Annotated in this window: 20 protein-coding genes and 2 pseudogenes; 13 read left to right on the plus strand and 9 right to left on the minus strand. The window is 60.9% G+C overall.

What is annotated here, in order from left to right; genetic code table 11:
• From OBACDRAFT_RS07930 to OBACDRAFT_RS26340, 4 genes and pseudogenes are all read right to left on the minus strand, one after another.
• Positions 1-586, minus strand: a 586-nt coding sequence (locus OBACDRAFT_RS07930; protein ID WP_043584491.1) for an MFS transporter, incomplete at its 3' end; no start/stop codon positions are given.
• 177 nt (positions 587-763) lie between these two features.
• A complete protein-coding gene (gene pflA / locus OBACDRAFT_RS07935) occupies positions 764-1,507 on the minus strand; it encodes a pyruvate formate-lyase-activating protein (RefSeq protein ID WP_088179288.1) in 744 nt (247 codons plus the stop codon).
• Between the two features lie 116 nt (positions 1,508-1,623).
• Positions 1,624-3,825, minus strand: a pseudogene (gene pflB, locus OBACDRAFT_RS07940) (formate C-acetyltransferase); the annotation flags it as partial.
• A gap of 12 nt (positions 3,826-3,837) precedes the next feature.
• Positions 3,838-4,601, minus strand: a protein-coding gene (locus OBACDRAFT_RS26340) for an IS5 family transposase (protein WP_088179262.1) whose coding sequence is annotated in 2 segments (ribosomal slippage) — positions 3,838-4,229 and positions 4,229-4,601 — 765 coding nt in all. Because the reading frame shifts where the segments join, the coding sequence is not laid out codon by codon here.
• A gap of 575 nt (positions 4,602-5,176) precedes the next feature.
• On the opposite strand from OBACDRAFT_RS26340, the gene ald reads away from it, so the two are divergent.
• On the plus strand, positions 5,177-6,355 hold the full coding sequence (gene ald / locus OBACDRAFT_RS07960; RefSeq protein WP_043584496.1) for an alanine dehydrogenase: 1,179 nt from the start codon (positions 5,177-5,179) through the stop codon (positions 6,353-6,355).
• A gap of 28 nt (positions 6,356-6,383) precedes the next feature.
• Here ald and OBACDRAFT_RS07965 read toward each other — a convergent pair whose 3' ends face one another.
• Positions 6,384-7,478, minus strand: coding sequence for a LacI family DNA-binding transcriptional regulator (locus OBACDRAFT_RS07965; RefSeq protein WP_043584498.1), 1,095 nt, complete (start codon positions 7,476-7,478; stop codon positions 6,384-6,386).
• Between the two features lie 114 nt (positions 7,479-7,592).
• Between OBACDRAFT_RS07965 and OBACDRAFT_RS07970 the strand changes: the two genes are divergently transcribed.
• Positions 7,593-9,200 (plus strand): FAD-dependent oxidoreductase, encoded by a 1,608-nt coding sequence (locus OBACDRAFT_RS07970; protein ID WP_081721895.1) that lies wholly within the window; start codon positions 7,593-7,595, stop codon positions 9,198-9,200.
• Positions 9,201-9,306: 106 nt separating this feature from the next.
• Positions 9,307-10,866, plus strand: a complete 1,560-nt coding sequence (locus tag OBACDRAFT_RS07975) for a sodium:solute symporter family transporter (RefSeq protein WP_043584500.1) — start codon at positions 9,307-9,309, stop codon at positions 10,864-10,866.
• Positions 10,867-10,896: 30 nt separating this feature from the next.
• Here OBACDRAFT_RS07975 and OBACDRAFT_RS07980 read toward each other — a convergent pair.
• The 4 genes and pseudogenes from OBACDRAFT_RS07980 to OBACDRAFT_RS07995 all read right to left on the minus strand — a co-directional run.
• A pseudogene (locus OBACDRAFT_RS07980) lies at positions 10,897-11,169 on the minus strand (HepT-like ribonuclease domain-containing protein); the annotation flags it as partial.
• 39 nt (positions 11,170-11,208) lie between these two features.
• A complete protein-coding gene (locus tag OBACDRAFT_RS07985) occupies positions 11,209-11,511 on the minus strand; it encodes a nucleotidyltransferase family protein (protein WP_043584502.1) in 303 nt (100 codons plus the stop codon).
• 188 nt (positions 11,512-11,699) lie between these two features.
• Positions 11,700-12,023: a type II toxin-antitoxin system RelE family toxin gene (locus OBACDRAFT_RS07990; protein WP_043584518.1), complete on the minus strand. Its 324-nt coding sequence runs from the start codon at positions 12,021-12,023 to the stop codon at positions 11,700-11,702.
• A 35-nt stretch (positions 12,024-12,058) separates the two neighbouring features.
• Positions 12,059-12,307 (minus strand): type II toxin-antitoxin system Phd/YefM family antitoxin, encoded by a 249-nt coding sequence (locus OBACDRAFT_RS07995; RefSeq protein ID WP_043584505.1) that lies wholly within the window; start codon positions 12,305-12,307, stop codon positions 12,059-12,061.
• A 276-nt stretch (positions 12,308-12,583) separates the two neighbouring features.
• Here OBACDRAFT_RS07995 and OBACDRAFT_RS08000 point away from each other — a divergent pair, with 276 nt between their 5' ends.
• The 10 genes from OBACDRAFT_RS08000 (at position 12,584) to mdoH (ending at position 26,549) form a co-directional block, all read left to right on the plus strand.
• Positions 12,584-13,384: a PEP-CTERM sorting domain-containing protein gene (locus tag OBACDRAFT_RS08000; protein WP_043584507.1), complete on the plus strand. Its 801-nt coding sequence runs from the start codon at positions 12,584-12,586 to the stop codon at positions 13,382-13,384.
• A gap of 78 nt (positions 13,385-13,462) precedes the next feature.
• Positions 13,463-14,767, plus strand: a complete 1,305-nt coding sequence (locus OBACDRAFT_RS08005; RefSeq protein ID WP_052361454.1) for a sialidase family protein — start codon at positions 13,463-13,465, stop codon at positions 14,765-14,767.
• 19 nt (positions 14,768-14,786) lie between these two features.
• Positions 14,787-15,470, plus strand: a complete 684-nt coding sequence (locus tag OBACDRAFT_RS25115; RefSeq protein ID WP_052361456.1) for a prepilin-type N-terminal cleavage/methylation domain-containing protein — start codon at positions 14,787-14,789, stop codon at positions 15,468-15,470.
• A 19-nt stretch (positions 15,471-15,489) separates the two neighbouring features.
• Positions 15,490-17,370: a right-handed parallel beta-helix repeat-containing protein gene (locus tag OBACDRAFT_RS08015; RefSeq protein ID WP_043584509.1), complete on the plus strand. Its 1,881-nt coding sequence runs from the start codon at positions 15,490-15,492 to the stop codon at positions 17,368-17,370.
• The gene (locus tag OBACDRAFT_RS08020) at positions 17,367-18,089 is read left to right on the plus strand and encodes an SGNH/GDSL hydrolase family protein (protein WP_052361458.1); all 723 of its coding nucleotides are present in this window, start codon (positions 17,367-17,369) and stop codon (positions 18,087-18,089) included. The genes OBACDRAFT_RS08015 and OBACDRAFT_RS08020 overlap by 4 nt, the downstream gene beginning before the upstream one ends.
• Before the next feature lie 116 nt (positions 18,090-18,205).
• Positions 18,206-20,521, plus strand: coding sequence for an alpha-L-rhamnosidase-related protein (locus tag OBACDRAFT_RS08025; RefSeq protein WP_232766823.1), 2,316 nt, complete (start codon positions 18,206-18,208; stop codon positions 20,519-20,521).
• Complete coding sequence (locus OBACDRAFT_RS08030) at positions 20,521-21,732, plus strand: serine hydrolase domain-containing protein (protein WP_052361460.1); 1,212 nt, start codon at positions 20,521-20,523, stop codon at positions 21,730-21,732. Before OBACDRAFT_RS08025 ends, OBACDRAFT_RS08030 begins: the two co-directional genes overlap by 1 nt.
• Before the next feature lie 64 nt (positions 21,733-21,796).
• Entirely contained in the window at positions 21,797-23,461 is a 1,665-nt protein-coding gene (locus OBACDRAFT_RS08035) for an OpgD/OpgG family glucan biosynthesis protein (RefSeq protein WP_232766825.1), read from the plus strand.
• A gap of 180 nt (positions 23,462-23,641) precedes the next feature.
• Positions 23,642-24,229, plus strand: a complete 588-nt coding sequence (locus OBACDRAFT_RS08040) for a hypothetical protein (RefSeq protein ID WP_052361462.1) — start codon at positions 23,642-23,644, stop codon at positions 24,227-24,229.
• A gap of 43 nt (positions 24,230-24,272) precedes the next feature.
• Positions 24,273-26,549, plus strand: a complete 2,277-nt coding sequence (mdoH, locus tag OBACDRAFT_RS08045) for a glucans biosynthesis glucosyltransferase MdoH (protein ID WP_052361463.1) — start codon at positions 24,273-24,275, stop codon at positions 26,547-26,549.
• Positions 26,550-26,828 lie beyond the last annotated feature (279 nt).

Raw genomic sequence — 26,828 nt, forward strand, 5'->3', positions numbered from 1 at the left:
GATTGCGCATGAACCAGGCGGCGGGGGGCGCGAGCACGGCAAAGACGCCGCCCATGGCGGCAAAGGAGAGGGCGAGATTGTCGTCGAAGAGGCGCAGGGCGTGGGGCGCGAGGACTTTGCTCATGAGCAGCGCGCCGAGTCCGAAGCCCATGACAACCATGCCGGTGATGAAGCCTTTTTTGTCGGGAAACCATTTGGCGGCTGTCGCAACGGGTACGACGTAGGCGAGGCCGAGTCCGGTGCCGCCAATCACGCCGTAGCCAAGGAGCAGGAGCCAGAGTTGCGCGGTGTGAAGGGCGGCGGCAGCCAGGAAGTGTCCGAGGGCAAAGAGGGCACCGCCGGTGACAGCGAGCGTGCGTGGGGAAAGGCGTCCGGTTTTGAGTTGGAGTCCGCCCCAGGCGGCAGCCAAGCCGAGGAAGCAGATGGCGAGGCTGAATACCCAAGTAACTGATTCGTTGCTCCAGCCGTAGCGGGTCGTGATGGGTTTTTGGAAAAAGCTCCAGGCATACACGGTGCCGAGGCAGATTTGGAGGAAGGTGCCTGCGATGGCAATGGGCCAGCGTTGGGCGTTCGGATAGGGTGGCATGGGTGAATGAGTTGAGGGCTGAGGGAGGGAAGGATGAAAACCTGGTAGGGAGGTCTCTCCGAGACCTCCGTCGAGCGTGGTTGGGTGAATCGAATGGCGTTGGTTGTCGGTGCGTGGTTGCGGAGGCCTCGGAGAGGCCTCCCTACCGGGATATTATCGGAACATAATGGGGCGTATTCACTTCATGACTACTTTCGTGTGCGGCAGGCGGGCGGAGAAGATGTCGAGGGCGCGTTGTTTGAGTTCGGGGGGGGGGGGGGGGGTATCGGTGAGTTGATAGGTGAGGCCGAGGTGCGCCCATTTGTGGGCGCCGAGGCGATGGTAGGGGAGGATTTCGACACGCTCCACTGTTTTGTATTCGGAAAAATGTGATGCCCAGCGTTCGAGGGCGTCGGGTTGGTCGGTCCAACCGGGGACGAGGACGTAACGGAGCCACATGGGTTTGCCGGTGGATTCGCGGTGCGCGGCGACGGCGAGCGGGGTGGCGTTGGAGGTACCGGTGAGGCGGCGGTGTTGGGCGTCGTCGATGTGTTTGATGTCGAGGAGAACAAGGTCGGTCTCGGCATAGAGGGCACGGAGTTCGTCGTCGAGGATGAGGCCGTTTGTGTCGAGGCAGGTGTGGATGCCGTTGGCGTGGAGTTGTTGAAAGAGGGGAAGGAGGGTTTTGCGGTGGAGGGTGGGTTCGCCGCCGGAGATTGTGACGCCGCCACGGGTGCCGTAGTAGGGTTTTTGGCGAATGGCGCGTTGCAGGATTTCGTCGAGCGAAACGAGGCGTCCGGCGGCGAGGTCAAGGGTGTCGGGGTTGTGGCAATACACGCAGCGCATGTGGCAGCCTTGCGTGAAGACGATCATTCGCAGTCCGGGGCCGTCGTGCGTGCCGAGGGTCTCGATGGAGTGGATGCGGAGTTGTGACTCGGTCATCATGTCATGCGTTGCCGAGGGGGGGGGGGCTTGCGATGCCCGCGTGCAATTCGAGGTTTCGTTTTGCGTGCGCGGGCTTCGCAAGCGAAGCCCCTACATTGCAACCCCTGCGGGGGTTACATGCTTTCGTGGAAGGTGCGCGTGATGACTTCCATTTGGTGCGCCTTGGAAAGGCGGGTGAAGTTCACGGCGTAGCCGGAGACGCGGATGGTGAGCTGCGGGTAGTTCTCCGGGTGTTCGTAGGCGTCCTTCAGGGTTTCGCGGTTGAGGACGTTGACATTGAGGTGGTGGGCGTTGCGCATGAAGTAGCCGCCCATCATGGAGACGAGGTTGTCGATCTGGTCCTCACGGTCGTTGCCAAGGGCCTTGGGGACGATGGAGAAGGTGTTCGAAATACCGTCTTCGCAGTCGTTGTAGGCGAGCTTGGCCACGGTGTTGAGCGAGGCGATGGCTCCGTGGGTGTCGCGTCCGTGCATGGGGTTGGCTCCGGGGGCAAAGGGTTCGCCGCCTTTGCGTCCGTCGGGGGTGGGGCCCGTGTTTTTGCCATACATGACGTTGGAGGTAATGGTGAGGAGCGAGAGCGTGGGCTTGGCGTCCTTGTAGGCGCGGTGCTTGCGGAGTTCGGTGACGAAGATTTTGGAGATTTCCTGCGCGATGGTGTCCACGCGGTCGTCGTCGTTGCCGTATTTGGGGTAGTCGCCTTCGATTTTGTATTCGGTGGCGATGCCGAGGTGGTTGCGCACGGGTGTGACTTTGGCGTAGCGGATGGCAGAGAGGGCGTCTGCTATGATGGAGATGCCGGCCGCGCCGTAAGCGATGTCGATGCGAGGGTCGGTGTCGAGGAACGCCATCTGGGAGCGTTCGTAGTAATACTTGTCGTGCATGTAGTGGATGATATACATCGACTTGGCATACACGCGGGCGAGTTCGGCGAGGGTGAGTTTGAAGTTGTCCATGACTTCGTCGTAGCCGAGGGGGCCGTGGGTGACGGCGGGGACATTCTTCATGATGAGCGCGCCATCCACTTCCTCGTGTCCGGCGTTGATGGCGAGGAGGAGAGCCTTGGGGAGGTTGGCGCGGGCTCCGAAGTGTTGGATGGCTTTGCCGATGGCCTGGTGGGAGACGCAGCAGGAGATGCCGTAGTCGTCGGTGCCGCGGACGCGGCGCATGAGGTCGTCGTTTTCGTATTGGAGCGAGGAGGTGTCGATGGAGACTTGGGCGCAGAAGGCCTTGAAGCCGGAGGGGAGTTTTTCGGACCAGAGGACGGTGAGGTTGGGTTCGGGGGAGGCGCCGAGGTTGTAGAGGGTCTGGAGGAAGCGGAAGGAGGTTTTGGTGACTTTGGTGCGTCCGTCGCGGAGTTGGCCGCCGATGGATTCGGTGACCCAGGTGGGGTCGCCGCCAAAGATGTCGTCGTAGGCTCCGGGGCGGAGATGGCGGACGAGGCGGAGTTTCATGACGAATTGGTCAATGATTTCCTGCGCCTGCTCTTCGTTGAGCGCGCCGGTGGCGAGGTCGTGTTCGAAATAGATGTCGAGGAAGGAAGAGACGTTGCCGAGGGACATGGCGGCGCCGTCCTGTTCTTTGACGGCGGCGAGGTAGGCGAAGTAAACCCACTGGGTGGCTTCGCGGGCGTTCTGCGCGGGGCGGGAGACGTTGCAGCCGTAGCCGGCGGCCATGGTGACGATGTCCTTGAGGGCCGCGATTTGCATGGAGACTTCTTCGCGGAGGCGGACGATGTGGTCGGTGAGGTTGTCGGCGTCGAGTTTGGCGGCGTCGGCTTTTTTGGCGGCAATGAGGCGGTCGGCTCCGTAGAGGGCAAGGCGGCGGTAGTCGCCAATGATGCGGCCGCGGGCGTAATTATCAGGGAGGCCGGTGACGATGTGCTTGGAGCGGTAGGCGCGGATCTCGGAGTCGTAGGCGGAGAAGACGGCGTCGTTGTGGTTTTTGGCGTATTTGAAGGTTTCGACGACGGCGGGGGCGAGTTCGTAGCCGCGTTCTTTGAGGGCGTTTTTGACGACGTTGACGCCGCCGAAGGGTTTGATGGCGCGTTTGAGGGGTTCGTCGGTCTGGAGGCCGACGATGATTTCGTGGTCCTGGTCGATGTAGCCGGGGGCGTGGCTGGTGATGGTGGAGATGGTGGCGGGGTCAACGGCGCGCAGGCCGTTGCGAGATCGTTCTTCTTTCAGTGCGTTGCGGCAGACTTCCCAGAGGTAGCTGGTGCTTTTGGTGGGGCCGCTGAGAAAGCCGGCGTCGCCCGTGTAGGGAGTGATGTTGTGCACAACGAAGTCGTAAACGTCGATGGCCGCGTTCCATTTCCCTAGGGCGTGTAGTCACGAGATTGAAGCCCAGAGGATGGCACACCTGAATTGGACGGCAGCGAGGAAAGAGGAGGCTCGTTTTGCGTATCGGGTTGCGATGCCGCGCCATTGCTTGAGTCGTAGGAATGCATTTTCTACCAGATGCCTGATCCGATAAAGATAAGGGTCATATTCGCGTTGTTCTATGCGATTGGTCTTTGGAGGAATCTGCGGGCAGATGCCTGCGGCCTGCGCCATTTCGATGATGGCGTTGGTGTCATATCCCTTGTCGGCGATCAGATGGTCTGCGGCAATGCCTTCAATCAACCTGCCAGCCTGTGTGCAATCAGCCGTGGAACCCGCTGTAACAATGACTCGCACCGGCATACCATGCGCATCCACGGCCAAATGTAGTTTGGTGTTTCGCCCCCTTTTGTCAGACCGATCGCCTCGTTTCCACCTCTGGCTCCCGCCGCATGCGGATGGATTTTGACATGACTGGCATCAATCATCAGCCACTCAAAATCGGGCTCGTTCATCAGTTCCGACAACAGGCGCTCCCAATGCCCCTTGTCTCTCCAGCGACAAAAACGCCTGTGCGTGTTGCTCCACCCTCCGTAATCCTCTGGAAGATCCCTCCAAGGCGCACCAGTGCGTAAAATCCACAGAACCGCGTTGAGGAACTTGCGGTTGTCCTCCGCCACCCCTCCCCACGCTCCTTTCCTTCCAGGTAGCAGCGGCTCCAGAACGCTCCAAACTCGGTCCGAAATGTCGTGACGGTGTTGATCTTTCGCCATGCTGACATTCTCCATCACAAAAAAACTCAGTCAATCTTATCTCGTGACTACACGCTCTAGTTTGAAGGGAGATTTATTGGTGTCCGTTTCGGGCGATGTAATGGCAGTGTTCATCTTGGCAAAGGTGAGACCGTATCGCATTTATTGAGACAGAACAATCTCTGCCGCCAAAACAGTCCAAGTAAGCAGTGCGGGACAGGGTGCGTGGAAAGCGCAGCTTATAGTGGGGCGAAGTTGGTAGATTGCGGAAAATCGGGGATTTTGGGGCAAAAACAGGCGTTTTTTAAAAAAAAATGACCAAAAATGGGCAAAAATGATGGGAAAATGCGAAAATGAGCGAAAATCGAGAGGGTTATTTTTGAGCGGGTTTTGAACGCAGATGAGTGCTTTTTAAGGGGAATTTGCAAAAAAAGCGTGCGTCAGAGGCGGCAAAATCGAATGTCCATAGGCTTGCAATCGAGGCTCTGACCGCAGACCAGCGTCCCTCGGTATTCTGTTTTCAAGCCTTCAACCGACCAACGAGCCAGCCTGTTCAATCAAGCCAGTTTCAACCAGTTAGTTTTCACCCTATCACCATGACTATCGGAGTGTTAAAAGAGATCAAAGCCGAAGAGAACCGCGTCGCCATGACGCCCGTGGGTGTCGATGCGTTGGTGCATCGCGGGCATCGGGTGCTGGTGGAGGAAAATGCGGGCGCAGGGTCCGGTTTTTCCAACGAGTCCTACGCGGAGGCGGGCGCGGAGATCGTGACATCCGGGACGGGCGGAGCAGGCGGGGGGGGCGGGGGAGTGTCGAAAGCCGCGGGTGCCGGAGTGTCGTCGGCAGCGGCGGCAAAGATTTTTGCGCAGGCCGAGCTGGTGTTGCACGTGAAGGAAATCATGCCGTCGGAGTACGCTCTGCTGCGCGAGGGTCAGGTGGTGTTCACTTACCTGCACTTGGCGGCGGACGAGCCTCAGACACGCGCGCTCATGAAGTCGGGTTGCACGGCCATCGCCTACGAGACGATCCAACTCGCGGACGGACGTCTGCCGCTCTTGCAGCCGATGAGCGAGGTGGCGGGTCGCATGTCGGTGCAGGAGGGGGCGCGTTATTTGGAAATGATTCATGGTGGACGCGGCGTGTTGCTCGGTGGCGTGCCGGGCGTGGAGCCAGGCAAGGTGCTCGTGCTCGGCGGCGGAGTCGTCGGCACCAACGCGGCGAAAATGGCGTGCGGCCTCGGCGCGGATGTGACTTTGCTCGACATGAACATCGACCGCCTGCGTTACCTGAGCGATGTGATGCCGGCTAATTGCAAGTTGCGCATGTCGAGTCCGCTGTTGATCCGGGAGTTGTTGCGCGATGCCGATCTGGTGATCGGAGCGGTGTTGCTGCCGGGCGCAAAAACGCCGCGCCTCGTGACGCGCGAGATGTTGTCCGTCATGCAGCGCGGGGCGGTGATGGTGGACGTGGCGATTGACCAAGGCGGATGTTTTGAGACGTCGCGTCCGACAACGCACAGCGATCCGGTTTTCACGGTGGATGGGGTGATTCATTATTGTGTGGGCAACATGCCCGGCGCCGTCGCCCGCACGTCCACGATGGCTCTGACCAACGCCACGCTGCCCTACGTCATCAAGCTCGCCGACAAAGGCTGGGGGCGCGCCGCCATCGAAGATCCCGCGCTTTCCAAGGGCCTCAACGTGAGCGGTGGCGAGGTCGTTTACGCCCCGGTCGCCGAGGCGCTGGGCATCGCGTGCGGCAAGGTCATCGCTTGACGCGGCGCTTAACGATTGCAGATCGCGTTCACCGGATTTTACGCACGGTTTTGCCCGCAGCCCAGATGCCCTCGACGAGCAGGCTGAGGGGGCGGGGGGGGACGCCTTGTTCGTTGCGGTGAATCATGCCGACAACTGTTTCGACCGCGTGCGCGCCGATGGCGGGCACGTCCTCGTCGATGCCGGAAATGGTGGTGTCCTGCCAAGGCACCGACGCCACGGCCAGACCCACGTCGCGCGGCACACGCAGGCCCTGCTCCTTGAGCCAGTCGCGCACTTGGTGGGCGGTTGATGCGGCCACCACAATCGCGTCGGGCTTCGCCTGGCGGAACCACGGCAAAAACGTCTCCTGATCAAACCGCTCGGCGAGCAACGTGGGCAGTTGCCCCTCTCCCCCCCCCTCCCCTGTCGCTTTCGTTTTTCCCGCCGCTCCGCCGGTGGTTGCGCCGGGCTGCGCGAGCGCCTGTTGCGCGATCCAGAAACCGCCGAGGTAATTGTGATCCACGCGTTCGTCGTTGGCCGATGGCATGGCAAAACCAATACGCCGGTAACCCAGCCCGTGCAGACGCTCCACCACCTGCTTCATGTTGCGAAATTGGTGGTTCATCACGACGTGCAGTTTGGGTTCGGCCAGCGAGTAACCAAGCGCCACGGCGGAAAAGTGTTCCCAGTCGAGATCAATGCGCCCGTGCGCCTCCGGCAGCGGAGCGATGACGAGGCCGCGCACGCCGCGCGCGAGCAGGATTTGCGTGGCGCGTTTCGGCGTGAGGCCGGGTTCGTTGATCCAAAACTCCTCGATGCGGTAGCCGAGTTGGTCGGCGCGGGCGCACGCGCCTTGATGGTAGCCCTTGGTCTGGATCATGTCGCGCCAGGCGTCGCGCGTGGCGAAGCTCGTCACCCACGCGAGCGTGCCTTGGAAGCGCGCAGCGGAGTCCTTGATGCGCCAGGCATTGAGCGCGGCGAGCGCAGGGTCGGGGCGGTAGTGGTGCTTGCCGGCGAGCGACGTGATGAGGGCACGCGTTTCCGTCGAGATGGAGGGATGGCCGCGCAGGGCGAGCGAAACCGTCATGGGGGAAACCCCGGCGAGACGCGCCAGATCGCGTTGGGATATTTGCCTTTTCATGTGTGCCGAGTCAGTGGAATCCGCACTCCAAAGGCAATGGCGGTGAGGCAAAACTTTACAGATAAAGCTACAGGGCGGTTTCACGACATCGGACAACGCTGGCAGGCTCGCCGCATGGTGAAACACGCCGCGTCTTCTTCCATCCCGCTCCATGCCCGCAATGGTTCGCGCAATAGCATTCACGCTGCTCCGCGCAACGGTGCGAGCGTTGGCACATCGTCGTCGGCAGCGGCAGCGACAGCGGGGGGGGGAGGGGAGGAAGGAAAGCAGAATGGACATTTTGACGTGATCGTGTGCGGCGGCGGGCCGTCCGGCGTGGCGGCGGCGCTGGCAGCGGCACGGCGCGGGAGTCGCACGTTGCTGGTGGAGCGTTACGGGTTTTGCGGAGGCATGGCGACGGCGGCGCTGGTCAACCCGTTTTCCGGTCACGCGTTTCACGATCAGCTCGCGCCGGTCGGGAAACGTGCGTCGTTGATCGGCGGAATCTTCAAGGAAGTCGCGCTGGCGCTGCACGCGGGCGGCGGCTTTGGCTCGGTGCTGATGGACGCCGCGTTTGACGAGGAGCTCTTGAAGCGCATTTACGACGCCGCGCTCGTCGAAGCGGGTGTCACGGTGTTGTATCACACCTACCTGACCGGTGTGCGCATGTCGGCGTCGTCGGGCATCGGTCGTATTGCTGAAATAACTACGATTTCGAAGGGGGGGGGGGGGGCGTTTTCGGCGGATGTGTTTGTCGATTGTTCGGGCGACGGCGACCTGGCCGCGATGGCCGGATGCCCGTTCAGCGTGGGGCGCGCGGGCGATGGACTCACGCAGGCGATGACGGTGAGTTTTCGCATGGCCAATGTTGACAAGCGCGCGATGTTGGCCGCCGGTGGCATGAGGCCGGCGCGGGCCTTGGTGGAACCGTATTTCCAACGCGCACTGGCGTCGGGCGAGTTGCATTATCCGCACCGCAATTTCGTGCATTTTTACGATTACCCGCGTCCCGGCGTGCTGCATTTCAACATGACTCGCATCAACCGCGTCTCCGGTCTCTCGGCGGAGGATTTGACGCGTGCCGAAATCGAGGGGCGGCGCCAGGCGTTTGTGTTTGGCGAATGGCTGATGCGCAACGTGCCGTGGTTCCGGAATGCCTTCATCGACAAGGTGGCCTGTCAGGTCGGCGTGCGCGAAACGCGGCACATCGACGGGCTCTATACGATGACGATGGACGACATCGTGGAGGCGCGAAAATTCCCCGACGGCATCACGCGTTCGCGTTACTTCATCGACATTCACAATCCCACCGGAGCGCTCGATCCGCACCAGCGCCCCAATGGCAAGGGCGAGGTGCGCTCGGGATTCGGTCCGCCGCCGGGTGATTTTTACGAGGTGCCGTATCGCTGTCTGGTGAATGCGCATTGCGCCAACCTGCTCGTTGCGTGCCGCGCATTGTCGGCCTCGCACGAGGCCGCCGCCGCCGTGCGCGTGATGGCCACGATGCACGGTGTGGGCGAGGCGGCGGGCATTGCGGCGAGCGAAGCCGTGCGGCGTGCTTGCGGCGTGGCGGATGTATCCGGTGAGTGGTTACGTTCGCAGATTCCCTACATGAGCGAAGCGCCCGACTATGGCGCGCCGTGGAACGTGGAGGAAATTTTTGAACAGAAGGAAACGAAGGTAACGGAGATGAAACACGAAGAGAGCCTTACATCCCATTCGCCTCTTTGCGCCTCTGTGTGAGAAAAATAAAAGAACTCACGCAGAGATACGGAACATCGGGAAAATCCAAAAGCGTCTTCGTTTTTCGCCTTCATTCTTTGTCTTCTGTTCAAAAAATCTGATTCCCATGAAACTTCACCCCATCGACCTTGTTGTCATCGTTCTCTATTTCGTGCTGACCGTCGCGCTCGCGTTGCGGATTTCACGGCGCAACAAAAACGCCGACCGCTACTTTTTGGGCGGACGCGATTTTCCCGGCTGGGCCATCGGCATCAGTTTTGTGGGGGCGATGATTAGTTCGGTGACGTTTATCGCGCTGCCTGCCGACAGTTTCAAAACGACTTGGGTGCGCTACATGCCGTATCTGGGATTTCCGCTGCTGATTTTGTTGTCGGTGTATGTGTTCATCCCGTTTTTCCGGCGCGGGACGATCACCTCGGCTTACCAGTATCTTTCGCTGCGCTTTGGCCCGTCGATCTCGGCTTATGGAGCATGCGTGTTTTTGGTCGCGCAGATCATCCGCACGGCGAGCGTCGTTTACCTGATGGCCGTGCTGATGTCCGCACTGACGGGATTGAGCGTCGAATGGAGCATCCTGATCGCCGGCGGCGTCACCGCGCTCTACACGGTCAAGGGCGGCTTCGAGGCGGTGATCTGGACGGATGTCATCCAGACTTTCGTGCTCATTCTTGGCGCGATTGTCATCATTGCGGTCATCATCTGCAACGTCCCCGGCGGACTGGGCGAAATCTTGCGCGAGGCGCTGGCCGCAGATAAATTTTCCATCAAGGATCTGAACCCTGTCACGGGTGCGCTCGAACCGATTGCCACCGGTTTTTCGTTCACCGAAAAGACGGTCACGATGCTCGTTCTCGTCGGTCTGACCCAATACATCGCGGGCAAGCTGAATCAGGAGAGCGTGCAACGCTGGTGTTCGTCGCGCTCGTCGCGCGAGGCCACGAAGTCGATGGTGGTGCTCGGCGTCTGCTCGCTGCCGGTGTGGGCGGCCTTCATGTTCATAGGCACCGCGCTCTGGGTGTATTACCGGCATTTTCCCGACGAGACTTCGCTGGGCATTTTGAACGGTTCGCTCAAGGCCGAGGGCATCCTGCCGCACTTCATCATCACGGTGTTGCCGCCGGGACTTTCGGGCGTGGTGATTTCCGCCGCGCTGGCCGCCGCCATGTCCACGCTCAGCAGCGCCATCAACTCCGGCAGCATGGTGCTGGTGCACGATCTCTACAAAAAATACCTGGTGAAAACACGCGACGACCAACACTACCTGCGCGCCGGGCGACTGGCCTCGCTGCTGGTGTCCGCGCTGATGGTCGGAGGGGCGTTTGTGTTCCATTTTTCGAATACAAAAACGCTCAATGATTTTACGATCATTATCACCGCGATTTTGGGTGGCGGCATTGCGGGCATGTTTTTGTTCGGGATGCTTTGCCGTCGTGGCGACGCCCGCGCCGTGCTTGCGGGCATTGCCGCCACGGTGGCGTTCACGATCTATGCGCTGCTCATGCAATATGGCGTGTTGCCGCGTGTATTCGATCCCTACTACACGTCGATCATCGGCAACGTCATCATGCTGATCGTCTGCTACGCAGCCTCATGGGTTTTCAAGACCCGCCCGCATGACCTGACCAATCTCACCATCTGGGACCGGACGCCGGGATCAGTCCGGTGAGATGGCCCCGCTCCGCGCTCAACGTCCCAATCAACGCAAACAAGCCTTGCGAAGTTTGGGGGCATGAATGGTTGCGGCTTCCCATACGATCTGCTGTTCGACGGAAAAGTAGGCGTGAATCAGAACATCCCTGAATCCGGCGATCTGCCGCCAGGCGATTTCGGGTTCCTGTTCGCGCATCGAATCAGGAATGGCCTTTACCGCTTCCCCGATGATTTCGAACACCCGGGCAACGGCATCCTGTGTTTTTTCATCCATCAAAAACTGCTCTTTTGCAAAGCCCGCGACACAACGTTCCACGCGCTCACACGCCTCGACGAGGTCTTCAAGCCTCTGAACGGATTACGCGACATCCCGCAATTCCTCCCTGATAGCTTCCATGAAGCGAGGTTTGCACGCTGTTCGAGAAACCAGATCAACGCGTCCATTCAACCGTTCTTCGAGCATCAACTTCAGGTTCATAAACCTCTCAAACGAAGGCGGCTCGTCGCCGAACCCGACAAGAATATCCCAATCGCTTTCCGCGTCCGCCTCCCCTCGTGACCGTGAACCAAACACTCCGGCATACTCGACGCCAAACGTCTTCATCGCCGGCCACAATTCATGCAATTTCGCAAGGTCATCATTGTGCTGGATGCTTTTCATGATCGGCGGTGCAGGATTCTCATCTGGCCCGCCAAGTCAAGGTGAGCCATCTGCTACGTCGCCTCATGGGTTTTCAAGACCCGCCCGCACGATCTGACCAATCTCACCATCTGGGACCGCACGCCGGAAGTGGAAAGCTCCTCATGAGCCCTCCCTCCCCCCCCCCCCGCTGCCGTTGCCGCCATTGGCTAGACGTCGGACCCCGGCCCGGTGGATTCACCGAGGAGTCGGCGCAAGACTTCATTCTCAAAAAGTTCATAAACGAGTTTTCGCGTATTGAGAAAAACGCAGATGACCTTGCGTCCGGGAGCATAGCGAAAAATGACGCGATAGCCGCCGACGGAAAGCCGGTAATGACCCGTCAGAGGGGATTCCAAGGCCCGGATGTTGCCTTTTTCGGCGCGCAAGCCTTCGAGTGCCCGCTTGATGACACGCCGTTCGGGGCCGAGTGTTTCGTAAAACGCCTTCACCTGCGCGCGTAGTTCAATGGAATAGGCGGGACGGTTGCTCATGATGACGGATTCGCGCAAGGGGGGGGGGGGCGGGACTAATCCTTGAGATCGCCGAGACGCCATGTTTTGCCGACTCCTTTGCGATCCGCGTTGATGGCATTCATTGCATCGGGATCGGCGAGAATTTCCATCGTCTCCAGAATGGCGGAAAGGCGCTCGTGACTGACGAGCACAGCGACCGGTTCCTCGTGCCGCGTGATGGTGACAAGGTTGCCCTCGGCGGCAAAGTCAACCGCCGCGGCTGTCTCGCGCTGGAGCGATTTTATGGTGTATGTATTTCCCATAGAAAAAATATGTTCCATTGAACTGCCCGACGTCAACTTCCATGATCCTCTTTCCCGAATGCCTGCCCCAACCGCATCCCCCCCCGCTGCGCTTGTTTGTCCGCCACCTTCGCCTCGGGTGCGTTCGCTTCACTTTACAGATATAGTAACGGAAGAGTTCTGAACACCCCACCATTTCCCGATACTTGGATCTGCAACCCATAAAATCATCCACCCACTCCGCCTCCGAAGCTCTTCCCAACTCTGAACCCACAACCTGCCAATCAATCAACGCACATGAAACAAACAAAGCTCCTGCTCGTCTCCGCCCTCGCCTTTTTCTGCGGCATCTCCGTGGCCAGCGCCCAGACAAGCATCGCAAAATGGGATTTCAGCAACGTCGCTGCCGGAACAACAAACACGATCGCGGCTTCCTCCCCGGCAGTCCAGGGAATCACTGTCAGCACGCTGACGGAAAACGGCGGTGCCAACACCATCGGCGTCGTCACCCAGCCCCTCAGCAACACGCAACCCTACGCGGGGAGCCAAACCTACACCGGACGGCTTTATGAGATCGGCATGAACACCACCGGCTATGGCACCGTTTCGGAAAACAGCTACTCGCTAAACTTCAGCGTAAGCGTAGCTCCCGATCACCAACTGTCGCTCTCCTCCTTCGTCTTTGATCTCGGTTACGACACCAGCAATGGAGGGACGGAGCACCTCCCGTATTTTCCCCAAGCCCGCCTTTATGTCTCCACCGACAACACAACGTGGCAGGCCGCGGGCGACTCCCAAAGCCTCGCCGCAGACCTGTCCACCGATTTCAGCGGACGCGGCTACTACCTGAAAACCGGCCTCACCGTCACCCTGTCTTCCCAATCGTTCGCCTCGCTGGAAGCCGGCGACACGCTCTACTTCCGCCTCGCCATCTCCGAAAGCAAGAACTCCAGCACCGACGCCCGCCGCACCATGCTCGACAATATCACCCTCAACGGCCAATTAACCACCACCACCATCCCGGAACCCGCCACCGTTGCGATAATCATCGGTGCGCTCGTGGCACTCGCGACAATCGCCCTGCGCCGTCGCCGCTAAGCACCACGACGCCATCTCGATATTTTCGACCATTCCGAAAATATCGAAACTACCGGAAACGTCCCCCCCCCCCCTTCCATGCAACGCCAGCACCTTGTCACAGCCGCCACGCTTTTTTTCGCGACCCTCGCATCCGCCGCCACCTCCCCGGACGCCCCCGTTCCCGCCTCCAAGCAACCGACACGACCCTCCGAAGCTGCGCGTTTCTACGGCGTGACGCCGATTGCTCCGCCTTGGCTGCAACGCGACCCCGGCCCGCAATACTGGTCGCAAGCCCGCAAATGGCAGGGCATCCCGAGCATCGAACGCTCTCCCAATGGACGCCTCTGGGCCACGTGGTATGCCGGCCCGCACATCGAAGGCGGTGACGGCAATTATGCCGTTCTCGTCACCAGCGATGATGACGGCAAAACCTGGACCGAACCCGTCGCCGTTTTCCATCCCTTCGGGTTCTTTGAAAGCAAAGCCCTGGACCCTCTCCTCTGGACGGACCCCGACGGAAACCTCTGGTGGATCAACCACCGCCTGACACCCATCGAAGGTGCCGACCCGCTCCAACTCCGCTCCGCATGGGCGTTCAAGGCGGACAATCCCGAAAAAACCTTCCCTCGCTGGTCGCGGCCCGTGTTTATCGCCCACGGCGTCTGCCTCAACAAACCCACCGTCCTTGCCAACGGCGACTGGCTCCGCCCCGTGGTCGCCTCCCGGGAGGACCCCGCGCGTATCCAAATTTACATTTCACGCGACAAGGGAAAGACATGGCAATTCCTCTCCAAGCACACGCCCGGGCAAGCGCCCGAAATCGCCAAAACCTACTGCGAATCCATGCTCATCGAACGCCGTGACGGCAGCCTCTGGATGCTCTTCCGTTCCAAAAACAGCATCAAACAAATCGAATCCTTCGACAGCGGAAAATCCTGGCAGAACGAAAGCGATTTTAGCACCGAGCGCGGCATCGACACGCGATTTTTCATCACCCGCCTCCAATCCGGCAAGCTCCTGCTCGTCATCAACGATCACCCCAAAGCCCGCGCCAACCTCACTGCCATGCTCTCCGATGACGACGGCAAAACCTGGCCGCACAAACTCGTCCTCGATGAACGCAACCCCGTCAGTTACCCCGACGGCGTGCAGGCTCCGGACGGCAGCATTTACGTCATTTACGACCACGGACGTTATCACAAAGACGCGCAGCAAATCCTCTTCGCGAAATTCACCGAGGAAGACGTGCTCGCGGGACGCACCGTGAATGCCGCGAGCAGATTGAAACAAAACATCAACCGCCTCGCCGACACTGGCGGCGGAGTGAAAACCAGCAACGAGGCCAGCCGCTTCATCAAGGAAAACAAGGAGCGCAAGGCCGCGACACGCGAAACCAATTGAACCCCACCCGATACCCACCATGCGCAACCGGGCCTTCACACTGATCGAACTGCTGACGGTCATTGCCATCATCGGCATCCTCGCCGCCATCATGATTCCCACCATCGGGAAAGTGCGCGACTCCGCCCGCTCCACCACCTGCCTCTCCAACCTCCGTCAGATCGGCACCGCCACCAAAATGTATGCCGAGGACAACAAGGGTTTTTCGCCGCCGACGAGCACCCAGCTTGCCAGCTACGGAGGCGCTCCGGCCTTGTGGCGTTATGCCTATTCCACCGATTGGAGAAACCAGACGAACAGTTCCAAACTGGATGAGCTGCCCGATAATCTCTGGGGCACGATTTTTGAATGCCCCAAGGCCAAAAGCGACCCTGTCGGCTCCACGCAGAATCGCAGTTACGGACTGAACCTTTGGATGCAAAACACAACAAGCGGCGATTTGCTGTTCCCTGTCCCGAATCCGTTGGGAGGAACGCCCGCCACTGTCAACGCCCTCAAATTGTCAGCATGCGAGCGCCCCACGCGCACGCCCCTTTACGGCGACTCGTTGCGCAGCAGCAGCTTTTACGGCAACTTTGCCAATCCGCGTCACAACGGAAAGGCCAATGTCTGTTTTGTTGATGGCCATGTCGCCTCCGTCCTCATGACGCCCGACATGCTTGCTAGCAGTCCGCGCCACGATTTCTGGAGAGGCGCGCTCTGACTCGCACCCTATCGTATTCATGTTTTCAACACTTCGCCACGCTTTCGCGTCCGCACTCCTGTTTTTCAACATGCCGGATGCCGTCTCCCGGACTTCAGCCTCCGCCACTGCTACAAACGCCCCCGAATTTGACATCGCCAGTTTCGGCGCCGTGGCCGATGGCCGGAGCGATTGCGGCCCGGCCCTCCGCGACGCCATCGCCGCAGCACGACAAGCCGTTGCGAGCGGCGCTGACAGTGCGATCATCAAAATCGGCGCAGGAGTCTGGCGCCTGATGCCTGACAAGCAGGCGCTCCAAACCAAGGCCGCCGGAAAACCAATATCCTGCGTGGAGATTTCCCGCGCCAGCCGGCTCCTCATCCGCGGCGAAGCTGGGAAAACCGAGCTGATTATCGGTGATCCCGGCGTGGGGGTTTTCGCGATCGAACAGTGCGAAAACGTCACCTTGCGCGACCTTGCCATCGACTACGACCCACTGCCGTTCACGCAGGGAAAAATCACCGCCATCAACCGCAAAGCCGGAACCTTCGATTTGCAAATCGACGCCGCTTACGCGCCACCCGACGCCCCCATGTTCCAAAACCTGCCCGGCAGTTTCGGGATGATTTTTGACACGCAAACCAAACGCCTCAAATCCGGCGCTCCCGATTTCATCCGCGCCGACCTCGCCCTCACCACCAGAACCGCCGCCGAAAACACATGGCGTCTCCACATGGGAGCGAAGGAAAAACACAAACTCACCTTCATGTCCGCGGGCGACTCCTTCGTGCAACTCGCCCGGAACAACCGCGCCGCGCTTTGGCTGAACAACACCCGCGACTGCCGCGTGGAAAACGTCACCGTCCACAGCAGCCCGGCCAGCGCCCTCACCTCAGTCGCCAACGACGCGCTCGTTCTGAACGGGCTCCGTGTCAGTATCCGACCAAACACTACGCGCCTGATTTCGACCGACGCCGACGGCGTGCATTGCCAGCAAAACATCAAAGGCCCGCTCATCGAAAACTGCGAATTCGAGGGTATGGCTGACGACGCGATCAACATCTACGCCCCCGCCGTCATCATCCGCGAAATCACCTCGCCCAACCGCCTCCGCGTCGGAGGCTACGCGGGCACGATACGCGCCGGGGACCAGTTGCAAATCCTCGCTCCGCAAACCGGCGCCGTGAAAGGCGAAGCCCTTGTCGCGCAAATCACAACCGTTCCCGGAACGAAAGGCTTGGACACGTTGTGGGACATCACCCTCGCCTCGCCCACCACCGGGCTTCAGGCCGGCGCCGACCACAGGAACGCCGATACACTTTACAACCTGAGCCGTTGCGGTGCGGGGTTTGCCATTCGCAACAACCGCTTCCTGCATTTTCGCGGCCACGCCGTCCTGTTGCGTGCGGGCAACGGAGTGGTTGAGGACAACACCTTTTTTTCCCCGTCGGCAAACGCCATCACCCTATGCAACGCCCCCGACTGGCCGGAAGGACCGGTGCCGTGGAAAATCGATATCCGCCGCAACACGTTTATCCCCGGCACCGGCACCGGCGGCGAAAACAACGCACCCATCATCATCTCCGCGCGACGGCTCGGATACCAGCCGGCGGAAGGACGCCCGTTGCGCAACGTCACCATCGAACAAAACCGTTTCGTCAATCCGCGCGACGCGGCGATTCGCATCCAGTCGGCTGCCGACATCGTCGTGCGCGACAACCGTATTGAACTGCCCGTCGGCGACCCTCGTCACCTCCGGCGCGAACTCCTCATCGCGCAAACCAACACGGAAAACGTCCTCATCGAAAACCTGACAATCGCGGATGCAACGGACGCGACAAAAACACCAAACGCGGAAAATGCCATGCACGGCATCACCGTCCCTCCCCCCCCCCCCCTCCACGCAAACCATAACCCATGAAAATCAAATCCCTGTTGTTTTTCAGTTGTTTTTCACTGCTCGCGGGAACGGCGTTTGCCGCGCCACCGGCAAGCTCTCCCATGCTCGAAAAACTTGAGGCGCAAGTCGTCGAGCATCCCGGTTTGCCACGCGTCCTGATTCTGGGCGACTCGATTTCAATCGGCTACACGCAGCGTGCGCGAAAACGACTGGAAGGTGTCGCCGTTGTGCGCCGCCCGACAGTCAACTGCGGCTCCACACAAACAGGTTTGGAGAACATTGACCAATGGCTGGGCGGGAAACACTGGGATGTGATTCACTTCAACTGGGGCCTGCATGACCTTCGCTACCGAAATCCCCGCAAGCAAAGCACCATCGACGGCCTCAAGCAAAACGTGCCGCCCGCCGAATACGAAAAAAACCTGCGCGAACTGGTCGCGAAAATCAAAGCGGCATCGGACACGCAGATTTTTGCCACAACCACGCCCATCCCGGAAAAACAGAAACAAACCGAGATACGGATTCAGACGGATGTGGACCGCTACAACGAAATTGCCCTGCGCGTGATGCGAGAGGCGGGCGTCTTGGTCAACGACCTGAACGCGGTCGCCAAGGGACGCGAGGCGGAGTTGATGCCGCCTAATGACATTCACTTTTCGCCAGCAGGCTATGAGGTGCTGGCGGATGCCGTGGCCTCCTCGATCAAAAAAGTAATTCCGCCCAAGACCGGGACCCAATGAATCCTCTCTACGAGCGCAAGCGACCGTCATGCCTTGATACGAAATGGGAGCCCGGCACGGGGCTGATCTGGATGGGCGGTGAAACGCTCTTTTTTGAGAACCCAAGGAATCGCACCATGCGGTTCCGGAAAACGTTTCACCTCGGATTCGTTCCCGTTTCTGCGGAACTGCGCATTTTTGCCGACACGCATTACCAGCTTTCGATCAATGGCCGACACTTCGGGCGTGGTCCGGGACGCAGCGATCCCACATGGACCTACTATGATCGCTACGACGCCGTCCCGCTTCTCCAACAGGGGGAAAATACCATTGCCGTGCTCGTCCTCTTTCAGGGATTTGGCACCGGGGCGCGCATCAGCATCATGCAAGGCCTGCTGTTCCAACTCGTGATCTGCGGAGCCAATGGCGAAACCTGCGTCGTCGTCAGCGATCCGACATGGAAGGCCTCACCCTCCGACGACTTTGTGCGTCCCACACCACGCCTGCACGGTCCGCTCGGTTGTATCGAAGTTCAAGATACGCGCTTGTCGCAACCCGGTTGGTCCTTGCCCGGGTTCGACGACTCCCGCTGGTCGGCGACGGGCTACATCAAGTCTGACCTCGCGGTGACTCCGTGGTATCATTTTGTCGAAAATCCGCTTCCTCAACGCGAGGAGCGGGATGTCGATGCCTGCCCGCGCGTGCGTCACGCGTCTGCCGATTTTTCAATCCCGGCCGTTGAAGCGCTTGGCGAACCTCGCCCCTTTCCCGTCACCGACTCAGCGAATCCGGAGGCAACGTTTCCGGTTGCGATTTCCCCATCACCTTCGCTGTCCTCCGCACACATCGTTACACTCGATTTCGAGCGCATCGAAACCGGCCTGTTCCGCCTCGAAATCGAAGGGGCTGCGGGAGGGGGGGGGGGAGGGACGGAAGCCGTGATCGACGCGTTGTTTTCCGATTCCATTGCTCTCGGCGATATTATTCCCAAGCCCGAACAAGCGCGCATCCTCACGAGTCGCTGGATACTGCGCGGCGGACGACAGACGCTGGAGGTGGCGTTCAACTGGCTCGCCTTCCGGCATGTGCAACTCTGGATCTGGTCCGCTGCGCCTGTCACCCTGCACCGTGCTTGGGTGCGAACACTCTACTATCCGCTGCCGCCGGTCGAAGGCTTCACCTGCGACGACCCGCAGCTCACCCGCCTCGATGCGATTTGCGCCCACAGCATCCGACTCTGCTGTCAGGACGGCATCGTGGACAGCCCCTCGCGTGAACAACAACAGTGGATCGGCGACGCGCGCAAAACCGCCATCTTCAACCACCACCGCTGGGGAGATGCGAAGCTGCACCGCAATCTGATCGAACAAGTCGGCCAGGGGATGGACTGGACCGGATCAATGGTGCCGCGCTACCCGTCGGGCAACCGCAACGTCAGCCCCATTCCCTCCTTCTCACTCGACTGGATTTGCGCGTTCGAAGACCTGTATCAATTTACCGGAGACGACAGTCTGCTCGCCGACTGGTGGCCCAACATTCTACGGGCGATACGCTGGTTTTCCGCCTTTGAACGCACTGCGGACAGCCTCCTGGAACAGGTGCCGCACTGGCTCTACATCGACTTGGGCGAGGGGCTCGGTGGCCGCGGCCTTGGCACGGGGAAAATCCGCACCACGCTCAACCTGCAATACCTCGCCGCCCTGCGCGCGGTCGCCGGATACGCGAAACGTCTCGGTGACGCCGGAGCCCTCGCGTGGTTCGACGGCAAGGCCGCGCAACTGGCGCAGTCCATCCGCGCTCACCTCTGGACAGGACGCGGCTACGCGGACGCCTGCTCGGACGGGCGCTTCACATCCGGGTTCTCCGAGGTGACGGCGGCGCACGCCTTGCTCCACCTCGAAGCACCGGGAAGCGAACGCGCCGGGATAATCCTCTCGGAAGTTTTCACCAAAAATTCGACGGCGGTTTCATCGAGTCCATTTTCCATGCATGTAGTGTTGCAGTCACTACGATTGCATTCACGGGAACAGCGCTCGCTCGACATCATCCGCCAGCGTTACGCACCGCTGCTGGACGCCGGTGCGACGGCGACGTGGGAGCACTGGCGTGTTTTGTGGAACAATCTGGAAACGGGTTATCCGCAATGTGCCTCTTCGTGTCATGCGTGGGGAGCGGCTCCGCTGGCGTTTTTCACCAGCACGATCCTTGGCATCCGTCCGCTCGCCCCCGGCTGGCAACGCGTGGAGTTGCGTCCATTCTGTGGCGACCTCGTGCGTGCATCCGGCGCCTGCCTGCTCCCGCAAGGCTTGCTGCAAGTGCGTTGGAAAAACGAAGCAGGGCAATTCACGCTTCATGTCGTCACGCCCGAATCTGCGCAACCACTACAAGGCGACATCGTGATGCCGGATGGCCAACGGCAGCCTCTGCAGACAGGAACATTTTCCTGCGCATAATGAACACAAGCGTCAGCCATCCGTCTCTGCCGACGGCATCCGATATTCCTGCAGCATCCGCTGATGATGTCGCCACCACATCTGTCACCTGTCGGGCGATTACGCATACCCTGAGCGACTGGGTAAACAAAGGTACCGTAGCAGGCATCGTCTGGCTCGTAGCCGACGCCGACGGCGTGCTCGACTGCGAAGGCATCGGTTACGCGAATGTCGCCAAGCGCCGTCCTATGAAACCGGATACATTTTTCTGGATCGCCTCCATCACCAAACCGATGACGACCGTGGCGCTCATGATGCTTGTCGAGGAAGGCAAAATCGGCCTCGACGATCCGGTATGGAAATATCTGCCGGAGTTTGCCGGTCTGAAGGTGAAAACGGCATCTAACGAACTCAGATCACCCGCACACCCAATTACGATTCGCGAGATACTGAGCCACACTTCCGGGCTTCCCTATGCCACACTCGCCGAGACTCCCGCTCTCGACCGTTATCCATTGGCCGAAGCCGTGCGCAGCTACGCGCATGAACACCTGCTTTTTGAACCCGGCTCCAATTTTCTCTATTCCAACGAAGGCATCAACATCGCCGGGCGCATCATCGAGTTGCTGAGCAGTCGGAGTTACGAGGACTTCATGCAACAACGGCTTTTCTCGCCGCTCGGCATGAACGACACAACATTCTGGCCCGATGCGAGCCAACTCGCCCGCCTCGCCTCAATCTACGGGATTGCTCCCCCCCCCTCCCCCCTTGAGGAGCAAACCGTTGTCCAACTCAGCCACCCGCTCAACGACCGCGCCCGTCGTTATCCGGTGCCCGCCGGAGGTCTGTTTTCCACCGCCACCGACATAGCGAAGTTTGGACGCATGTTACTTCGCGGAGGCGAACTCGACGGACACCGTTACCTGCGCCGCAAAACCATAACGCTCATGGCGAGCCGCCAGATTCCCGCCCATGTTGACAACGCGTATGGGCTTGGGACGAAGCTCTTTTCCCATAACAACGTTTTCGGACACAATGGAGCCACCGGCGCAAATCTCTCGATAGATGTGAAAAATGGCATCGTGACTATTTACCTGATGCACCGGAATGGATGGGAAACTGCCGACGGTGACCAAGTGCGCCTGGCATTCCAAGCTTCCGCTGCCGGATACAAAGGGAAACCAACAGAAATAGGCATGAGCCCTGCCGAACCTGAATATGATCCCCTCTGAACCTTAAAACCCTGTTCCCCTCCCCCCCCCCCCGCGAACACATAACACCCGACAGCTTGCAACCGTGGCGGTTAAGACTTTCGATCCCGCCCTTGTGATTATTGCCAGTTTACGATCCCGGTTCCCATTCCTGTCCGTCGCGCTGTCCGCCGTGGCACCCGCCGCGCTGCTCGCCGTTCTGTCCGCCGCGACCGCGCAGAGCGCACACGCCGCCATCGAGAAAGCCGAAATCACCTTCGACACCGTGCGCGAAATCGCCGCCAAACGCGCCGCCGCCCCCTACGAAGCCCCCGACGTCGAACTCCCCTCCGGCCTCGCATCGCTCAATTACGACCAAAACCGCAAAATCCGCTTCCTCCCCGACAAAGCCCTCTGGCGCGACGAAAACCTCCCCTTCCAACTCCACCTCTTCCACCGCACCAACGCCCAACGCGAACGCGTTACACTCCGCGAATTCAGCGCCACCCACGTCCAAGACATCCCCTTCATCCGCGAATTTTTCGACTACGGCGACATCAAGACCACCACCAACCTCGGCTGGATGCGTTCTTCGCTCGGTTACGCCGGCTTTCGCATCCATTACCCCCTCAACCGCCCCGAAGTTTACGACGAACTCATCGTGTTTCTCGGCGCCAGTTACTTTCGCGCCCTCGGCGCAGGGCAAATCTACGGACTCTCCGCCCGCGGCCTCGCGGTCGATTCCGGACTCATTGGCAAAACCGAAGAATTCCCCGTGTTCACCGACTTCTGGCTCGGCAAACCCAAACCCGGTTCAAAACAACTCACCCTCTACGCCCTCCTGCAAAGCCGCCGCGTCACCGGCGCTTACGAATTCATCGTCCAGCCCGGCAAACCCACCCTCATCGACGTGCGTGCCGAATTGCGCTTCCGCTCCCCCGTCGAACTCCCCGGCATTGCCCCCCTGACCAGCATGTTCTGGTACGGCGAAAACACCAACCGCCCCCACGACGACCCCCGCCCCGAAGTCCACGACTCCGACGGCCTGCTCGTTGAAGACAAAAACAACCGCATCTGGCGCCCCCTCACCAACCCCACCCGCATCCAGAGCACCGACGTGCCACTCGAAAACCCAACCCGCTTCGGCCTCCTCCAGCACGACCGCGCCGTGTCGAGCTACGAAGACTTCGAGGCCCTCTATCACCAGCGCCCCTCCGTCTGGATCGAACCCCAAGGCGACTGGGGACGCGGCCGTGTGCGTCTCGTCGAACTCCCCACCCACAGCGAATACGAGGACAACATCGTGGCCTTTTGGGTGCCCGACGACAGCCAATCCGCCCCCGGCCGTCCGGTTCTCTACGGTTACCGCATGACGTGGGCGCTCACCGAACCCAAAGACCCCGCCGAGCCCGGCCAGGCGCTCGCGCACGTCGCCGCCACGCGCACCGGCAACCTGCCCGGCGGCGGACACGGACGCCTCTTCTGGGTGGATTTTGCGGGGGACAAACTCAACGGCCTCGAACCCGGAAAAATCACCGCCAAGATCGACGTCACCCCCGGCGGCAAGATCCGCCACCAAACCCTCATCCGCCACACCGGCCTCAACGGCTGGCGCGTGGCCATCCAACTCGAAGCCGCCCCCCCCGCCGCCCCAGCCGCCTCTGCCGATGCGGTTCCTCCCGCGCCGCCCCCCCCTGTTGAAATCCGCTGCCAGCTCCTCAACGGCTACGAACCCCTCAGCGAAACCTGGCTCTACACCTGGGCCCCGTGAACGGAGCGAACGTCCAACATCCAACGCCCAACATCGAACATCCAATGTATCGAGCATCCCATTACAGCCCCACCTCTCCCTGCCGCGCTCCCCACCCACTCATCAAGGCATTCCAAACTTCGATGTTGGATGTTCGACGTTCGATGTTGGACGTTCAGGGCCTTTGCTAAAAAGCCAGCTATGCAAACCGACTCCAATCAAAGGCCCTGGGACGAAGCCTTCATTCGCGTGGAAAGCTACCTGCGCGCGCTTCAGATCGAAAGCCGCCTGCAAATCAACCGCCTTGCGGGCGAGATCATTGACACCGCCCGCGCCCGCTCCCGGCTCGATCCCGACTCCGACCCCGTGACCCTTGCCATGCACGTGGCCGACGAACGCATGGAACGCTGGTTTGCGCGCGTGCTCGGTTCCGCCGCCTGCGCCACCGCTCCCGAACGCATCGGCATTCGCGGACGCCTCGCTCTCGTCATGGCCAACGTCCCCGCGCGCTGGCCCCAGCATTTTTTGGCCGACCCCGACCCCGCCTCCGGTCCCGACACACCACTCCCGCCCGAACTCGTCGAAGCCATGCGCGCCAGCTACCTCGAAGCCGGCCCGGAACTCAAACTCACCACCATGACACCGCGCAAGATCGACCTCGGCCGCATAGCCACCGTCGCCGACGAAACTTGGAAAACCTTTCGCCGCCTCCCCTTCCTGCGCGCCGCCACCGCCTGGCTTGTCATCATCACCCTCCTCGCCCTCGCCTGGATCGTCACGCACCCCTGAAAACCCGCGCCGACTTACGTCGATTAAAATCGACCAGCAAAGAATGACCACCGCCAGCAACACCAAGCCCTCCTCCCCCCCCCCCCCCTTCGATCCTGCGCAACTCGACGCCGGGCGCATCACGCAACGCCGCACGCTCATCGCCACACTTACGCTCCTCCTGCTCGGCCCGGCGGTCCTTCTCATGGCCGACCTCCACTGGCGCAGCGGTGTCGATGCCTGGAAACTCCTTCACCTCGTCCTCTTTGCGCTCCTCTTCGGCCTCGTCGCCTTCGGAGCCGTGCAGGCGCTCATTGGATTCTGGATACGCGGACACCGCCCCCGCGGGTCCTCCTCTCCCGGCGACCCCTGCCGCATCATCCGCAGCCTCGCCGACGAAGACCTTGACCCTCCCCCCCCCCCCTCCCCCCCCGTGGCCATCGTCATGCCCGTGTGCAACGAAGACCCCGCCCGCATCCTCGAAGGACTGCGCGCCATCTACACCTCACTCGAAGCCACCGGCCAGCTCGACGCCTTCGACTTCTTCATCCTCAGCGACTCCAGCGACCCCAACCGCTGGATCGAAGAGCAAACCGGCTGGATCGCCCTCACCCGTCAGCTCAACGCCCAAGGCCGCATCTTTTACCGCAAACGCCGCGTCAACACCAACAAGAAGGCCGGCAACATCGCCGACTTCTGCCGCCGCTGGGGACGCCACTACCGCCACATGGTCGTCCTCGACGCCGACAGCATCATGAGCGGCCCCGCCATCACCCGCCTCGTCCGCATGATGGAGCGCAACCCCACCGTCGGCATCATCCAGACCGTCCCCGAACTCGTTAACGGCGAAACCGTCTTTGCCCGCCTGCAACAATTCGCCAGCCGCCTTTACGGTCCCGTCTTCGCCGCCGGCCTCAACTTCTGGCAACTCGGCGAAGCCAACTACTGGGGCCACAACGCCATCATCCGCCTCGCCCCCTTCATCGAACACTGCTCCCTTCCCGACCTCCCCGGCAGCGAACCCTTTGGCGGACGCATCCTCAGCCACGACTACGTCGAAGCCGCCCTCATGCGCCGCGGCGGCTGGGCCGTGTGGCTCGCGGTCGATCTGGCGGAGCCGGTCTCCGACCTCCCGACGCCGCGCCGCGCCCCCGCCGCCACCTCCTCCGGCAGCTACGAAGAATGCCCCGGCAACCTCATCGACTTTGCCAAGCGCGACCGCCGCTGGCTCCAGGGCAACCTCCAACACTCCTGGCTCCTCGCCGCGCGCGGCCTCCGCATGGCCAACCGCCTCCACCTCGCCCTCGGCATCATGGCCTACCTATCGTCCCCCCTCTGGTGCGCCTTCCTCGTCCTCTCGACCCTCATCTCCTGGCGCAACACCGCCACCGGCCTCACCCCCCTCCCCGTGGACAGCTTTGCGCGCTACCTCACCCTCACCTTTGAACAACAGGCGCTGCTCCTCTTCGCCGTCACCCTTGGCCTCCTCTTTCTTCCCAAAGCCCTCGCCCTCCTCGACCTTCGCCGCCGCCCCGGCGAAGCCGCCGCCTTTGGCGGCTGGCGACACGCCATTTGCAGCGTCCTGCTGGAGACCGTGCTCTTCACCCTCATGGCCCCCGTGATGATGCTCTTCCACACCAAGTTCATCCTCCTCACCCTCGCCGGTCGCGGCGTCGCCTGGGTCACGCAACGCCGCGGGCAGGACGGCGAACCCGAATGGCGCGAAATCATCCTCACGCACGCCGGCCAGACCCTCCTCGGCGCCGCCTGGCTCGCCCTCGCGCTCTGGATCAACCCCTGGCTCGCCATCTGGATGTCGCCCCTCTTTGCCGGCGTGCTCCTCGCCATGCCCGTCTCGCTCCTCACCGGCCAGCGAAGACTCGGCCAGCGCATGCGCGAATGGGGCCTCTTTTGCACCCCCAACGAAACCCGTCCCCCGCCCGAACTTGCCACCCTCCGGCGCGCGCTCGACGAGATCGAACACGAACGCCAGATCCACGCCCCCCTGCTCGAACTCGCCCCCGACCTCGGCCTCATGCAAGCCGTGCTCGACCCCTATGTGAACGCCGTGCACGTCGCCCTCCTGCGCGAGAAGGACAGCACGCCCCAGGCGAGCGAAGACCGCTTTGCCAGCCTGCGCTACCGACTCCTATGCGAAGGCCCCGCCGCGCTGACCAAGCGCGACAAGATGGCCCTCCTCCACGATGCCGAGTCCATGACGCTCCTCCATCGCGGCCTCTGGTCAGCCAGCGCCGCCGACCTCTCCGACTGGTGGCGGCACGCCATCCGCTCCTACAACATCGTCAGTCCCCCCCCGCAGACTGCCCTCAAACCGCGCTGACCCAGAACAGGATTCTCCGCTGTTTCCGGTGGATCGCCCGTTGTTTTATTCCCAATCCCAATCTCCAAAACCAACCGCGAATGGACGCGAATGAACGCGAATAAAAAGACCGAATTCATTGGTTTTATTCGCGTCTATTCGCGTTCATTCGCGGTTAGAATGTCCTCCGCGTGAGTTTCTTTGACCCATGCCTTCCTGCATGCACCATTCGCGCGCCTGTCCAAGATGCCACCGGTGACTAAACCGGATTTCCGAATGTCCGCCAAATCCTTCAAAGCC

It is taken from the genome of Geminisphaera colitermitum TAV2, from assembly GCF_000171235.2.
Lineage (GTDB): Bacteria > Verrucomicrobiota > Verrucomicrobiia > Opitutales > Opitutaceae > Geminisphaera > Geminisphaera colitermitum.